The organism is Pontibacter deserti, assembly GCF_023630255.1.
Taxonomy (GTDB): Bacteria; Bacteroidota; Bacteroidia; order Cytophagales; family Hymenobacteraceae; genus Pontibacter; species Pontibacter deserti.
The window spans coordinates 143,778-157,995 of sequence record NZ_JALPRS010000003.1 but is presented as its reverse complement, the minus strand read 5'-3'; the positions used below and the strand labels follow the sequence as shown (position 1 = coordinate 157,995).

The 14,218-nt window shown below is 45.0% G+C and carries 12 protein-coding genes; 3 read left to right on the top strand and 9 right to left on the bottom strand.

Annotation, left to right across the window (positions count from 1 at the left end):
- From MJ612_RS15590 to MJ612_RS15580, 3 genes are all read right to left on the bottom strand, one after another.
- Complete coding sequence (locus MJ612_RS15590; RefSeq protein ID WP_187032427.1) at window positions 1-402, bottom strand: methionine-R-sulfoxide reductase; 402 nt, start codon at window positions 400-402, stop codon at window positions 1-3.
- Window positions 403-510: 108 nt separating this feature from the next.
- The gene (locus MJ612_RS15585) at window positions 511-1,287 is read right to left on the bottom strand and encodes an SDR family NAD(P)-dependent oxidoreductase (RefSeq protein WP_187032429.1); all 777 of its coding nucleotides are present in this window, start codon (window positions 1,285-1,287) and stop codon (window positions 511-513) included.
- A 99-nt stretch (window positions 1,288-1,386) separates the two neighbouring features.
- Window positions 1,387-1,872 (bottom strand): YdeI/OmpD-associated family protein, encoded by a 486-nt coding sequence (locus tag MJ612_RS15580; RefSeq protein ID WP_187032431.1) that lies wholly within the window; start codon window positions 1,870-1,872, stop codon window positions 1,387-1,389.
- Window positions 1,873-2,016: 144 nt separating this feature from the next.
- Here MJ612_RS15580 and MJ612_RS15575 point away from each other — a divergent pair, with 144 nt between their 5' ends.
- Window positions 2,017-2,880, top strand: a complete 864-nt coding sequence (locus MJ612_RS15575; protein WP_187032433.1) for an SDR family oxidoreductase — start codon at window positions 2,017-2,019, stop codon at window positions 2,878-2,880.
- 237 nt (window positions 2,881-3,117) lie between these two features.
- Here the strand turns inward: MJ612_RS15575 and MJ612_RS15570 are convergent, their stop codons facing one another.
- The 6 genes from MJ612_RS15570 to MJ612_RS15545 form a co-directional block, all read right to left on the bottom strand.
- A complete protein-coding gene (locus MJ612_RS15570) occupies window positions 3,118-3,621 on the bottom strand; it encodes a YkgJ family cysteine cluster protein (protein WP_187032436.1) in 504 nt (167 codons plus the stop codon).
- Window positions 3,622-3,801: 180 nt separating this feature from the next.
- Entirely contained in the window at window positions 3,802-4,623 is an 822-nt protein-coding gene (locus MJ612_RS15565; protein WP_187032438.1) for a TIR domain-containing protein, read from the bottom strand.
- A gap of 117 nt (window positions 4,624-4,740) precedes the next feature.
- On the bottom strand, window positions 4,741-6,138 hold the full coding sequence (gene fumC / locus MJ612_RS15560) for a class II fumarate hydratase (protein ID WP_187032440.1): 1,398 nt from the start codon (window positions 6,136-6,138) through the stop codon (window positions 4,741-4,743).
- Between the two features lie 421 nt (window positions 6,139-6,559).
- Window positions 6,560-7,609: a hypothetical protein gene (locus MJ612_RS15555; protein ID WP_187032442.1), complete on the bottom strand. Its 1,050-nt coding sequence runs from the start codon at window positions 7,607-7,609 to the stop codon at window positions 6,560-6,562.
- 648 nt (window positions 7,610-8,257) lie between these two features.
- On the bottom strand, window positions 8,258-8,977 hold the full coding sequence (locus tag MJ612_RS15550; RefSeq protein ID WP_187032444.1) for a hypothetical protein: 720 nt from the start codon (window positions 8,975-8,977) through the stop codon (window positions 8,258-8,260).
- A 21-nt stretch (window positions 8,978-8,998) separates the two neighbouring features.
- Window positions 8,999-9,481: an Mpo1 family 2-hydroxy fatty acid dioxygenase gene (locus tag MJ612_RS15545; protein WP_187032446.1), complete on the bottom strand. Its 483-nt coding sequence runs from the start codon at window positions 9,479-9,481 to the stop codon at window positions 8,999-9,001.
- A 238-nt stretch (window positions 9,482-9,719) separates the two neighbouring features.
- Here MJ612_RS15545 and MJ612_RS15540 point away from each other — a divergent pair, with 238 nt between their 5' ends.
- Both MJ612_RS15540 and radA read left to right on the top strand, forming a co-directional pair.
- Window positions 9,720-12,638 (top strand): CHASE domain-containing protein, encoded by a 2,919-nt coding sequence (locus MJ612_RS15540; RefSeq protein WP_187032448.1) that lies wholly within the window; start codon window positions 9,720-9,722, stop codon window positions 12,636-12,638.
- 127 nt (window positions 12,639-12,765) lie between these two features.
- On the top strand, window positions 12,766-14,145 hold the full coding sequence (gene radA, locus MJ612_RS15535) for a DNA repair protein RadA (RefSeq protein WP_187032451.1): 1,380 nt from the start codon (window positions 12,766-12,768) through the stop codon (window positions 14,143-14,145).
- Window positions 14,146-14,218 lie beyond the last annotated feature (73 nt).

Genomic DNA, 14,218 nt, shown 5'->3' with positions numbered 1-14,218 from the left:
TTATACTTCCTTCTCCAGGTCTTCTACAGCCACAAACTTTAAGGATAATGAGTTTACACAGTGGCGGATGTTTTTTGGAGTAAGGTACTCACCCTCGAACACATGGCCCAGATGTGCGCCGCAGTTGGTACAAACAATTTCGGTACGATGGCCGTCCGGGTCTGGTACACGTTTTACGGCCCCGGTTATCTCGTCGTCAAAGCTCGGCCAGCCGCAATGCGACTCAAACTTATACTTCGAAGTATAAAGCGGTGCGTTGCAACGGCGACACAAGTATACGCCTTCGCCTTTAAAGTTATTATACTTGCCTGTTCCCGGGTACTCGGTGCCTTTATGTACTATAATACGTTCTTCTTCCGGGGTAAGCTTGTTATACTCTGATGGGTCTTTCGCTATTTTCATGTAGTTAATACTTTATAGTATAGTCAACTCTGTGTTGCATAAACAAATATCGCACTGTAAGGTTTGAGATGATAGTATAGCTGGTTTCATCTGCAAACGCAACTTGTACTAGGCTCCCTGCCCCATGTTCTGCGAAAGTCCGCCATCCATAAAATAGCTGGAGCCGGTAACATAATTTGCATCTTCCGAAGCCAGGAAAACAGCCACTTTTGCAATCTCTTCCGGTTTACCTGCTCTTTTCAGAGGGATGTTCTGTTCAGCTTCCTTACGTACCTCTTTATTATCTATAGCTTCCTGGTTCATGGGAGTCAGGATCATGCCGGGGCAAATGTTATTTACATTAATGCCATCTTCTGCTAGCTCCAGGGCCAAAGTGCGGGTAAGGTTGCGGACAGCCGCTTTAGAGGCGCAATAGTCTGCTGTGCCCGCCGATACTATTTCTTCGTGCACCGACGATACATTAATGATCTTGCCTTTGCCGCCCTGCTGTTTGCGGTGCTTTATGAAGGCCCTGGAGCAGAAAAAGGTACCGTAAAGATTAGTGCGTATGGTTTTGTCGAAAACTTCTGTGCTCATATCGGCTACATTAATGCCTGAGCCATTTACAGCAGCATTATTCACCAGAATATCAATCGTTTTAAACTCCTTCAGCGCCTGCTCGAACAGCTGTTCCACCTTCTGTTCCTCACTGATATCTACCTGAAGTATAAATCCTTTCCTTTTTTGTTTTTCTACCTCTGCAAGCGTTTTTTCAGCGCCTTCTTTATCAGAATGGTAACAGATAATAATATCGGCTCCTTGTCTGGCGTATTCAATGGCTGTAGCCTTGCCGATACCTGAATCTGCACCAGTTATCAAAGCAACTTTCCCTTTAAGTCTGTCCATAGGTAGTGGTTTAGTATATACATGCTCTCAGATGGGTATGTGCTGAAAGTAATAGATACATACTGCCTGTTTTACCTGATGGTTCGGGAATGGCGGTTATTACTTCTCGTGCAGCTTCTGGTTACTGAGCAGTTTGTTTATAGTTTGCACGATGCGCTCTACCTTGGTTTCGTCGGTCTTAGCACTATAGATCCAGTCAACAAATGCCTTCTGTTCGCCATCAGTGCAAGTTAAAAACTTCTCGTAGGCAGCGGGCTCGTCCTGTAGGCAAAGCAGCAGTTCTTCGGGCACTTCCTGTGGGGTGTTGTCGGCGTAAAGTATAACCTGCACCCAATCGCCTGCCTGCTTCTTTACCTTCTTACGGATCTCGGCCCGTACAGGCAGAAAAAGCTGTCCGTTTCCCATCGGCATCAGGTGGTAACCCTTTATCTCGTAGCTATCTATAGTGCCTCTTACCCTTACCCAACCGAAATGCGCATGTTTATCTGGTGCTATCTCCGGGAGGGCTGCATATGTCCAGCCGCCTTTGCCGGGAAACTTCTCCAGCAGGTACATTTTGTTGATAAGTGGTTGATCGGTGGCCATACACAAATTTACAAGAATTACACTAGCTTGTATGTTGTGTTTCCCTATAATCAAGCCATACTTTGCTTATAATCATTCCTTTAGCTCTACCAGTTGTGAGAACTTTCGTAGTGAATAGATCGGGAAACTAAACGCAGTAAAATTATGAAAATAGGAATTACCGGAGCCACAGGGCAATTAGGCCGCCTGGTAGTAAGCAAACTGAAAGACAAAGTACCCACTGACAACCTGGTGGCACTTGTGCGATCGCCGGAGAAGGCAGCTGACCTTGGTATAGAAGCCCGTGAAGCTGATTACGAAAAGCCGGAAACACTAAACCGTGCCATAGAAGGAATAGATACCTTACTGCTGATCTCGGGAAGTGAAGTAGGAAGGCGTGCTGCCCAGCACCATAACGTAATAGAAGCTGCTAAAAAAGCCGGCGTAAAACGGATTGTGTACACCAGTATACTTCGGGCAGATACGTCATCGATCAGTTTGGCAGAAGAACACCGTGCCACGGAAACAGAGATCAAGAATTCAGGTATTCCTTACACGTTCCTGCGAAACGGCTGGTACACCGAAAACTATACCGGCTCTATTCCGGGTGCGGTGGCTGGTGGTGCTTTTATAGGTAGTGCAGGCGAAGGCAAAATATCTGGAGCAGCGCGTGCTGACTATGCTGATGCGGCAGTTGCTGTTTTAACCGGAGAAGGCCATGAGGGTAAAGTGTATGAACTGGCCGGAGACGAAGCTTTTACGCTCAATGACCTGGCTGCAGAAATCTCCAGGCAAACAGGGAAAAACATTCCCTATAGAAACCTGCCAGAAGCCGATTATGCTGCTGCCCTTACCAGTTTTGGTTTGCCCGAATTCTTAGCACAGGCGATTGCCGGCTGGGATGTGGCCGCATCAAATGGTGTTTTGTCCGACGATAGCCGCCAACTTTCCGCACTTATCGGGCATCCCACTACACCCATGAAAGAGACGGTGGCAGAGGCGCTGAAAGGAACTGCGAACGCGGGATAGGTTTATACTTTTGCTATAGTTACTAAAGGATTACAAAAGCTACTTCGGTAGCTTTTGTTGTTTATAGTTGGGCTAATGTATAGCAGCTGGTTTTAGGTTGTGGAAGTATGGTTGCGACAAACGCCAGTTACAAACTGGCTGAGAAGTATAACCACAAGCTGGACTGTTGTTAAACTTTCGGGATGTGGGACACAAGTGATTGTATAAGATTTTGTTAATCAGACAATAATCTTTGTTTTAAAATACTGTGACACCAAATTCCTTTGACAGCAGATCATCAAGTTGTTTAATGTCCGCTATAAGATCTTTGAAGTCCTGTGTTGATGCTAACTCATGCTGGTTATTCTGATACAGCTTTTTCAGCTCAGCCATTTTAAAGTAGAATGATTGGGATTGTAGCTTGATTGGTAGTAGCGCTAACTTTTCTTCAATAGCGCTCTTTCTCTGTTTAGCCACATCGACTATTTCGATAGCCGAAGTATAATCCAGTTCCTTTCGTAGTACAGATTCCAGAAGTTCGCAATTGTAGCTGGCGCATTGTTTCGGTCTGTCGGAATAGATAGTGCAGCCATCACAATATTTTTTGCAGGGCTGAATAAAAACCCCATCACTACTTGCTTCCTCAATTTCCATTAATTCCCTTATTGCAGGCAACTCTTCGTGGCTAAGCTGTACAAAGCCAATCAGGGTGCCATCGCAACACAACCCACAAGCCAAACAAATATTGGTTGAATCAATCATACTTACTGAATTTAAACACTTCTTTCATGTGCTGTTTGGAGGTAGCTTAAATTACAGCTAGTGATTATATAAACGTAACACGACTCCTTTTAGTCCCCTTTTGCTGGCGCGATCTTGCAAATCGTACTAATCTTTTGAGTATAGTAGAGTACGAGCTACAAGCTCTCATTAGCGGGGGAGTCAAAATGGAAGGTCGTTATCTTCTGTTGTTGGCTCATATAGGCTATATAGCTTTTGCTCATTACCAAGAATTATCTCCAAACCATCTTGAGAGATTTTGTAGGCATAGTAATCCCATCCATTATGATCTACATCATTCTCTTTTTCTAGATAACCTAGCCTCTCAAGTTTTATAGATGAAGTATCAACCTTTGGTGTTTGGTTTTTTAGGACATTCTTTATTTCCCATAAAGCCAAGCCATTTGGTGAGTTAGTAGCAGTGGACATCAATGCAGCTAAAACACGAAAATCAATATCTGTTAACTCTTCATTTTGTACCTGTAAGCTTGAAACATTAGAAGTATAAGTTCCGACACCTCTAAATAGACCTAATCTGTCTATCTCTTTTTTGATTAAAGTACAGGCGTAATTTAATGCAGAAGTAATGTCCCCATCTGATCGGTTTGGTTCATAATCCGCGGTTGTTACTCCAAGCAAATCTGTTGGGAAGTGCAGATCAACACCTCTTGGTTTAACTATAAAGCACCTTTGTTTGCTTATGGTACCAATAAATAAGCCAAGTTCAAAAATCACGTTATCTCTAACGACTTTCTCTTCAGTATTTCTAATAGTGGCTATATCGTCAGGAGAGAAAATAAAGACTGCAAAGTCAACAGAAGAAGCCTTTTCAATTAAAGAGTCTATTGCATTATTTGATACCCTAAATGTTCCGTTTCTCCATATAGTAACTTCGCATGAATGATCGAGATTTTCATTGATAGCATCAGCTATATTTAAGCTCTCTGTTGAACATCCAATAAATATCCTTGGCTTTCTTTCCATCAGTTTATTTTCTAATTGAATAGAAGTCTAAATATAGTAAAAGCTACACAAAGTAGAATAAAACAAAAAAGCAGCCCCTTCCGGAGCTGCTTTTCCTTTATCTGTTAAAGTATAATCTTACTTCTTCAAGCTGCCGATCATATCTTCTGGGCGTACCCACTCGTCGTACTGTTCGTTGGTTAGCAGTTCAAGGGCAATAGCTGCCTGGCGAAGGGTGGTGCCTTCTTTGTGCGCTTTTTTGGCAATCTTAGCTGCGTTGTCGTAACCGATGTGCGGGTTAAGAGCAGTTACCAGCATCAGCGAGTTCTCTAGGTTCTCTTTAATGCGGGCTGTGTTTGGCTCGATACCTACCGCGCAATGCTTATCGAAAGAGTCGCAGGCGTCGCCGATCAGCTGGGCGCTCATCAGCAGGTTGTAGATCATCACCGGCTTAAACACGTTCAGCTCGAAATGGCCGCTCATGCCACCCACCGAAATAGCCACGTCGTTACCAATTACCTGCGCGCAAACCATTGTCATGGCTTCAGCCTGTGTAGGGTTTACTTTACCTGGCATGATAGATGAACCTGGCTCGTTCTCCGGGATCAGGATCTCAGCGATACCAGAACGCGGACCAGAAGCCAGTAAACGGATGTCGTTGGCGATCTTCATCAGCGATACAGCCAGTTGCTTAAGCGCACCGGAAGTTTCTACGATAGCATCGTGTGCAGCAAGTGCCTCGAATTTGTTTGGAGCCGTGATGAATTGATGACCCGCAAACTGAGAGATCTTCTCGGCAACCAATACATCGTAACCAGCCGGTGTGTTAAGGCCTGTACCTACTGCAGAACCGCCAAGAGCAAGCGTACTCAGGTGCTCTAGTGTGTTGCGAAGCGCCTTCATGCCATAGTCCAGCTGAGCTACATAACCAGAAAGCTCCTGACCAAGTGTAAGCGGCGTAGCGTCCATCAGGTGCGTACGTCCGATCTTCACTACATCCATGTAAGCTTCTGCTTTGCTGTTAAGCGTATCGCGAAGTTTTTTAACCAATGGCAAGGTATGCTCCACCACTTTTTTGTAAGCGGCAATGTGCATCGCTGTCGGGAACGTATCGTTCGAAGACTGCGACTTGTTTACGTCGTCGTTCGGGTGGATCTTCTTTTTCTCATCCATCAGGTTGCCGCCCAATAGTACGTGTGCACGGTTAGCAACCACCTCGTTCACGTTCATGTTAGACTGCGTGCCCGAACCTGTCTGCCATACTACCAGCGGAAACTCGTCAGCCAACTTGCCTTCCAGAATTTCGTCGCATACTTTACCAATTATTTCGGCTTTGTCCTGCGCTAATACACCCAGCTCAGCGTTAGCAAATGCAGCCGATTTTTTAAGTATAGCAAAAGCCTCGATCACTTCCTTCGGCATCAGCTGACCACCGATGGTGAAGTTCTCTTTTGAGCGCTGTGTCTGGGCGCCCCAGTATTTGTCTGCAGGCACCTCTACAGGGCCCATCGTGTCTTTCTCTACGCGAATTTGCATATCGTTTATACTTAGGTTTAAAGGATCAAAATTGTCGGCGGCAAAACTAATAAAAAGAGTTCAGAGTCTCGAGTGCTGAGTTACGAGTTATTTCAGGAGTTCTAAGTCCCGAGTTATACTTTATTGGGTTTGATGTCAGCTCCTACCGCAAGTTTAGCTTTAGCGTAACTTGTGGCTGCGTATGCTGCAAGTTTGCAACTTGCTTTCTGCGTGAGCAGAAGAATATACTTTACCCGAACCCATACTTGGTTAAGAGCCTGAATCAAAATATACACTACAATTCCATAGTTACGGCCATAGCTATACTTGCTTTTGCAAAGCAGAGAAGTTTTAAACTTCTCACTATGTACAACCACAAGTTACGCTAAAGCTAAACTTGCGGCAGGTATAAAGGTTCTTAACTCGGGACTCAGAACTATAATTATTGCTCCCCAAAGACCGGTACTTGTTTCTGCTCTACTTTTAAGGGCTTGCGCACCTGCCTGGTTACATACTTCTTTTCCTGCTCAAAGGCTACAATCTTTAGTGTAATATCCAGGCCGGTAACGGTGTTGCTGTTCCGGAAAGTGGCGTAAAGTGTGCCATCTGGGGTTTTTGGTGTTTCGGAGAGTGATACTTTTTTGTAGTCGGAAATAATGCCGGTGCCCTGTGCAAAAGAATAAGGTTTCCAGCCATCTTCATCAGCCACAAACTTATCTGCAGACGCCTTGTTCATAAAGTAATAGTCGATGTTGCCGCTGGCGTTTACCTGTGGCAAACTCGGTAATAAACCTAATCCAAAACCAACCACCGGACTTACAGTTGAGGAGGCAATTACAGAAGCACCTTTGGTAACAAGCTTGGTCATATTCTTCAGTTCCTCCACCGACTGCTGCCCCACGCCTACCCAGTAAACCCAATGCACCGTGTTTGCAGGCAATTTAAACGGCACCGACACGCGGCTTGGGTTCAGGTTAGCCATAGATGCCACTCTAAAAGTTTTATCAACCAGAGTAACAGGGGTTAGTTCGCCTTTTACCAACACCTTCTCATTGGTAATAGCCCAAGTAGTATCAGCGATAGTTTGCCAGGTAATGTTGGAGTTAAAATGGCGGGTTTCTTCTTTCTCGGGCAGGCGTTTTATACTTAACCGGGCAGGTATAGCTTTATCGGATGCGGATGTAAGTATAAATTTGTATACCAGTTTTTGAGGCACGGTCAGTTTCAGGTCTTTAACCATTTTTATACTTTGTGCATTGTAAACAGTGGCTCCCGAAGTAAACTCCTGCACTTCAAGCTTTATAGTTTCGCCGGCTTTCTCGGGGTCAATAGCAATAACGGCTACATCGCCTTTCTGGAAACCATAATACAGCACATGCTGCTGCCCTGTCGCAGGTATGCTTATACTTTGCTCAGTTACGGTTATCGCTTTCTTCTGTGCTATGGTTACCATACTCCATAGCAGCATCACTATCAGTAAATTATACTTCATTTTATACTTCCTGAAATCCGGGTGCAAAGATAAGGACTAAGATTTTTAAGAAGGAAAGATTTTGAGGTAGGTTAGTAGTTGGGTTGGTTTATAGATTTTATAGTTGCCGTTGATCCAACCAGCCCCAGCCCCTCCTTGTCTAAGGCGGGGAGTTTTTCTGCTACTTCTTTTAAAGTTATAGTTCTATAGTTGCTGCTTTTACACCCCTGTAGTCCCCTCAAGGGGACAATACCTTTACTGTTTTAGTAGAAGCTATATTTTTATAGGTACAGCCTGTCGAGTGGACAGGTCTCGACCTGTTCCTACGTAACTATAACCACGAGAAAAGCTAAGAAACTATACTTCTCAATTTACTGAGGCAGATACTATCGAAAGATTTCAGTCTTTGGGTTGAGCGCCTTTGATTTGTTGCGGTGCCGTCAGGCAGCTCGAGGTACGAGAGCAGCTTCAAATCAGCAGCGCGATGCCCTCAAGGCCTCCCGGCCTTGAGGGCACCAAAGCTTGAGATGAAACGATAGATAAATAGAGCTCCCAGGATTGGAGGTAGCTATAAAAGTAAAACTTGGTTCAGGTCAGGTAAGGCTTCAACTATAGGACCAGTTAAGATCTCTCGGCTGCGCTTGGGATAACTATATGAAAAAAACAGTCCTATCTTATCACCCTTTTCCCGGACTTCTCGGCAAGCAAAGCGATCATCTCCAGTTGCACTGGCTTCAGATAAGTGGTATTGATGTTCGTGTTATCGTTGAACGTGATCAGGTACTCTCCTTCACTGCCCAGATACTCAATCTTATCTATCTCAGACATGGCATAGGTTCGCTCTTCTGACAGCAAGTTGGTTACCTTCACCTGTTCGGCGCTGATGGTAACATGCCATTGCAAGGCAAACCAGACAAGTATACCTGATAGGAGCAGCATTACTAGAAACAGAATACGATAAATTTTAATAGAGTGTAAGCCTTCTGTTTGCCTCAGGTAACTTTTATATAAAGCATAATCGTGGCTGATAAGTGTTGGCTGCGCCAGTTTTAGTGGCAGCACAGCCAGGGTTAAGCCAAGTAATAAACCGGGAGCAAACAGCGCACGAAAATTGGGGGTAAGCAGGTGCAACCAGCCATTAGAGGAAGCGTGAATTATACTTGAAACCATGGCTAACACACCGGCACTGAATACAGCCAGCACACAGGCAAAGAAAAAGTAAGCCCAGGTTAGTTTCCATTCCTGCTTTTGCATAAACTTTACTTCGTCTGGAGTAAGGGCATTCTCTTTTGAGGCGGCCAGCATCCGACGCATGGCAAAACGTATTATTGGTAGTAGTATGGCTACCGCAAAGAAGCTGATCAACAGGCTTCGTACTATCTCAAGCATAATTGGGTATTTTCTGCAAAGTTAATAGGGTATGCCTAATTTCCGGTAAATAAAACCAAGTAACCAGGCAGGGCCAATCAATAAAAATTGCAGGTCTTTCAGAAAAGATGGTTTCTTGCCTTCTACTTTGTGCCCATAGAATTGCCCGATCCAGGCTAATACAAAAATAACCAGGCACACCAGCCATAACGGAGTCTCTAAACGGGTGTCTACCAAGTATACCAGCCAAAGCACAATAGCGCAAACTATAGCCATGCCCAAAAACATAGTAGCAGACAAGCGCAGGTAAAAGAGCAACCCCAGAAGTATAACTACTGTTCCGAAATGGATAAACGGACGCAATGCCTCCGGAAAAAGTACTTTAAGTGGCTCACTGGGTATGCTTGCAAACAAGCCGATGATGCTGAAGAAGATAAGCGGCACACACACCCAGTGGATAAGCTTGTTTGTATGGTTCTGATGGCTCTGGCCGTATTCGTCAAACCAATGCTGAATAGGTTTCATAGAGGTAGCTTATAGGTTACAACTGATAATTAAATTAAAGTTTTTGCACCTAAATCACAAGCTATTGAAATAAAACGTAATACTCAAAAAAGTCATAAACAGGTAAGGAAGGGTTAACTTGGGGAATAAGCGTTTTTTTGTATATTTGACTAAAGTGCACCTTCGATATTAAGTTAGACATTAGGTAAAAGTATATTTATAGTACTATTGCACCGATTATAGGATAAATCCCCAGCTTATGAGGCTAGCTAAGGTTGCTTCTTTTATTCAGGATCACATTATAGCAGTCTCCTCCTTTCTGCTTATTTTTCTGGTAACCTTGTTTTTGTACTCCGAAACAAAGAAGAAAGCCACAGAGCGAAGTGAAAAGTTATTTGAACTGCGCGCAAATTTTGCTACTCAGGATTTAAACCGGCGACTTAACGATTATATCCAGATACTAATAGGCGGGAAAGCTCTTTTCATTGCCTCCGATACAGTAGAGCGCAAAGCGTGGCGCACGTATTACGAGAGCCTGAACCTATCAGAGAATTACCCGGGTATACAGGGACTTGGCTATACGCACTTTCTAAGGCCAGACGAGGTAGAGAACCACATAAGGCAGATCAGAAAAGAAGGGTTTAAAGACTATAAGATCAAGCCCGAAGGCGAGCGCCCGATTTATAGTTCGATTATTTACCTGGAGCCATTTACAGGGCGTAATTTGCGTGCCTTTGGGTTTGACATGTTCAGCGAACCTGTCCGCCAGTCGGCAATGCGTATTGCCCGCGATACCAAGCAGCCTGCCATGTCTGGTAAAGTGCGGCTTGTGCAGGAAACAGGTAAAGATGAACAGGCTGGTTTCCTGATCTACCTCCCCATTTACCGAAATAATCTAGACCCGGAATCTATCCAGGACCGGCAGTATCTGATAAAAGGATTCATTTATAGTCCTTTCCGTGCCAAAGATTTTATGTCGTTTGCGCTGGGCGATAACTACAACGATATTGATATAGAAGTATACGATGGCACTACCATGGATAAGGAGTCGTTGTTATACAGCACCGATTCTGTATTACATTATAATGATAATGGCAGAAGGCTAAGCAAAACTAATACAATAACCGTAGCCAACCATACCTGGCGCGTGCACAGCACGGCTAAGCCTGCCTTTCTGCAAACCTCAGATGCCGGCCTTCCCTATTTTATACTTCTGGGCGGCAGCATTATCAGTTTCCTGATGTTCTTCATTATCTGGTCGCTGTCCAGTACGCGGCGCTCAAACCGATTGAAGCAAACCATAACAGATAACGCTACCGCTGCCCTGTTTATACTTGACCCGCAGGGCTACTGTACTTTTATGAACCCGGCAGCCGAAGAGATGACCGGATATACTTTTGAGGAGATGCAGCAGAAACCCCTGCACTACATGATCCACCACAAGCATCCGGACGGAACACCCTTCCTGATGCAGGATTGTCCGATAGGTGTTGCCCTGAAGCAGAAACAGTCTATACGCGCCCTGGAAGAGGTATTTGTGCGGAAAGACGGTACCTTCTTTAATGTGTCGTGCGCGGTGCAGCCTATTCTGGACGATAATGTAGTTAGCTATACTATTATCGAGGTACGCGATATAACCGATGAAAAGCGGACCCAGCAAGCAATTATCGAAAGTGAAGCACGCTTCCGGGCTATGGCAGACAATGCCCCTGTAATTATCGCTATTACCGACGAAACAGGGCAGTTTATGTATGTGAACAGGCAGTGGCTTGAATTTACAGGCAGATCTTTTAAAGATACGCTGAGCCAGCAATGGATAAACTACCTGCACCCTGATGATAAAGAATATGCATACCAGAAGTATAACGAAGCCCTTGAAGAAAAACGAAGCTTCAGGATGGAGCTGCGGATGCTGCGCCATGACGGCAATTATCGCTGGGTAATAACAACCAGCACGCCTCGCTTTGGTGGAAACGGCGAGTTTATGGGCCACATCAGCTCCATACTGGATATAACAGAAATAAAAGAAGCCGAGCGCAGGGTAAAGCAGAATGCAGAACTGCTTCAGAAACTGTTTCTGGAAGTGCCGGCGCTTGTAGGGTTGGTACGTGCACCAGATATGCAGTATGTGCTGGCAAACCCACTTTACCGCAGCCTGTATGGTAACCGGCCATTAGTTGGCAAAACTATTTACGAAGCACACTCCGACAGAGAAGGCGACGGATTCTTTGAAAAAATTGCAGAGGTATTTGCTACCGGCAAAACCTATGTAGGCAATGAGGTAGCAGTAACCATAACGCCAACTACCAATGGCGGACCTATACAAGCATATTTTAACCTGGTATATCAGCCTCTGAAAGATATAAACGGCGGTATTGAAGCGGTGCTGCTATTTGCTATAGAAGTAACAGAACTGGTAACTGCACGAACCAAACTTTTATCGGCAAACGATGAGCTGAGCGAGAAAAATATAGAACTGCTCCGCATTAATAACGACCTGGATAATTTTGTATATACTGCTTCCCACGACCTTAAATCGCCGATAGCGAACATAGAAGGGCTGGTAACGTTGCTGCGTGATATATTACAGGGTAAACTGGATGCTGAGGATGAAAAGGTGCTGGATATGGTGGGTAACTCCATCAACAAACTGAAGGAAACCATAGCCGATCTGGCAGAGATAACCAAAGTACAGAAAGAACTGCAGTCAAAGGTAGAGCCTCTCAGGTTTGAACAGATACTTACCGACGTGCTTACTGATATTAACGGACTGGTAGCTGAAACAGGAACAAGTATAGAAACCAACTTTGAGGTTGACGCCATACTTTATGCCCGTAAGAATTTGCGCAGCATTATGTATAACCTGGTATCCAATGCAGTAAAGTATAGGTCACCGGACCGCAGCCCGAAAATAAAAGTGCAGACCTATCATGAAGACAAGTATATAGTGCTGGAAGTTGCTGATAACGGGCTAGGTATAAAGAAGGAGCAGCAGCATAAATTGTTTAACATGTTTAAGCGCCTGCACACGCACGTGGAGGGTACCGGTATAGGTTTATACATTGTAAAGCGCATTATAGAGAACAACGGCGGCAGAATAAACGTGGAAAGCGAACAAGGCAAAGGAACTACCTTCCGGGTATACTTTAAAGAGGTTCCCGTAGAGGCCGAAGTATAGTTTCCTCACCTGAAAAACCTTATTTTTAAGCTTGTTTTATTGACCGTTTTATACCTGGAAGTTGTTATGATCTGATGGGAAATTTGTCTCATCTGTCAACTATAAAAACAACGAGAATCACCCTTACATGGCTAAAATAAAAACATCTTACTTCTGCCAGAACTGTGGCGCCCAATCAGCAAAATGGATTGGTAAATGCCCGGCCTGCGGCGAGTGGAACACCTATGTGGAAGAAGTAGTACAGCGCGAAGAGCTTACTCCTACCAGCATCTGGAAAGTGGGTAGCAGCTCAGGCCAGGTGGCCAGCAAACCCAAGCCTATTGCCGATATTACCTTCCAGGAGCAGCAACGCATTAACACCACCGACCAGGAACTGAACCGGGTGCTGGGCGGCGGTATTGTACCGGGCTCTATGGTATTGATCGGTGGCGAACCAGGTATAGGCAAATCAACTTTGATGCTGCAGATAGCATTGAGCTTGCGTAACCTGCGGGTGTTGTATGTGAGCGGCGAAGAAAGCGAGCAGCAGATAAAAATGCGTGCAGAGCGTATTGGCGCACCAACTTCCGACTGCTTTATACTTACCGAAACAGGTACCCAGAATATCTTTAAGCAAATAGAACAGCTGCAGCCACAGGTACTTATCGTCGATTCGATTCAGACCTTACATTCGTCGTTTATTGAAGCTGGTGCGGGCAGTGTAAGCCAGGTACGCGAGTGTACCGCAGAGCTCTTAAAGTTTGCCAAAGAGAGTGGGACACCGGTGTTCCTGATCGGGCATATAACCAAAGAAGGTAGCCTGGCAGGTCCGAAAATTCTGGAGCACATGGTAGATACCGTACTGCAGTTTGAAGGCGACCGCCACATGACCTACCGTATACTTCGCACTACTAAAAACCGCTTTGGGTCAACTTCCGAACTAGGTATTTACGAGATGATGGGCGCCGGCCTGCGCGAAGTAAGCAACCCTTCGGAGATCCTGATATCGCAGCGCGAGGATGCTTTTAGTGGCATTGGCATTGGCGCTACACTGGAAGGTAACCGACCTCTTTTAATTGAGGTGCAGAGTCTGGTAAGCCCGGCTACCTATGGCACGCCGCAACGCACCAGCACCGGTTTTGATGCTAAGCGCCTGAACATGCTGCTGGCCGTGCTCGAGAAACGAGGTGGTTACCGGCTAGGTGCACAGGACGTGTTCCTGAACATTGCCGGCGGCCTTAAAGTAGAAGACCCTGCCCTGGACTTAGCGGTTTGTGCTTCTATACTTTCGTCTTTTGAGGATATGCCTATACCCAGCACTACCTGTTTTGCTGCAGAAGTTGGCTTAGGGGGTGAGATTCGTGCCGTAAACCGCGTAGAGAACCGTATAAGTGAAGCCGAAAAGCTGGGCTTTACTGATATCTTCATCTCCAAGTATAACAAGAAAGGTCTCGACTTCAGCAAGTTTAACATCAGGGTACATGCGTTCAGTAAGCTGGAAGATGTTTTTGGGGAGTTATTTGGATAAACTAATGGTAAAAGTAAAGGAGCAAGTATAGCTTACAGGTTCATCCGTAATAATTTTATTTGCTTCGGAATTT

What these genes read in the sequence shown, in the direction of transcription:
- MJ612_RS15590 (WP_187032427.1), bottom strand. Translation starts at nt 402, where the DNA reads ATGAAAATAGCGAAAGACCCATCAGAGTATAACAAGCTTACCCCGGAA.
- MJ612_RS15585 (WP_187032429.1), bottom strand. Translation starts at nt 1,287, where the DNA reads ATGGACAGACTTAAAGGGAAAGTTGCTTTGATAACTGGTGCAGATTCA.
- MJ612_RS15580 (WP_187032431.1), bottom strand. Translation starts at nt 1,872, where the DNA reads ATGGCCACCGATCAACCACTTATCAACAAAATGTACCTGCTGGAGAAG.
- MJ612_RS15575 (WP_187032433.1), top strand. Translation starts at nt 2,017, where the DNA reads ATGAAAATAGGAATTACCGGAGCCACAGGGCAATTAGGCCGCCTGGTA.
- MJ612_RS15570 (WP_187032436.1), bottom strand. Translation starts at nt 3,621, where the DNA reads ATGATTGATTCAACCAATATTTGTTTGGCTTGTGGGTTGTGTTGCGAT.
- MJ612_RS15565 (WP_187032438.1), bottom strand. Translation starts at nt 4,623, where the DNA reads ATGGAAAGAAAGCCAAGGATATTTATTGGATGTTCAACAGAGAGCTTA.
- fumC (WP_187032440.1), bottom strand. Translation starts at nt 6,138, where the DNA reads ATGCAAATTCGCGTAGAGAAAGACACGATGGGCCCTGTAGAGGTGCCT.
- MJ612_RS15555 (WP_187032442.1), bottom strand. Translation starts at nt 7,609, where the DNA reads ATGAAGTATAATTTACTGATAGTGATGCTGCTATGGAGTATGGTAACC.
- MJ612_RS15550 (WP_187032444.1), bottom strand. Translation starts at nt 8,977, where the DNA reads ATGCTTGAGATAGTACGAAGCCTGTTGATCAGCTTCTTTGCGGTAGCC.
- MJ612_RS15545 (WP_187032446.1), bottom strand. Translation starts at nt 9,481, where the DNA reads ATGAAACCTATTCAGCATTGGTTTGACGAATACGGCCAGAGCCATCAG.
- MJ612_RS15540 (WP_187032448.1), top strand. Translation starts at nt 9,720, where the DNA reads ATGAGGCTAGCTAAGGTTGCTTCTTTTATTCAGGATCACATTATAGCA.
- radA (WP_187032451.1), top strand. Translation starts at nt 12,766, where the DNA reads ATGGCTAAAATAAAAACATCTTACTTCTGCCAGAACTGTGGCGCCCAA.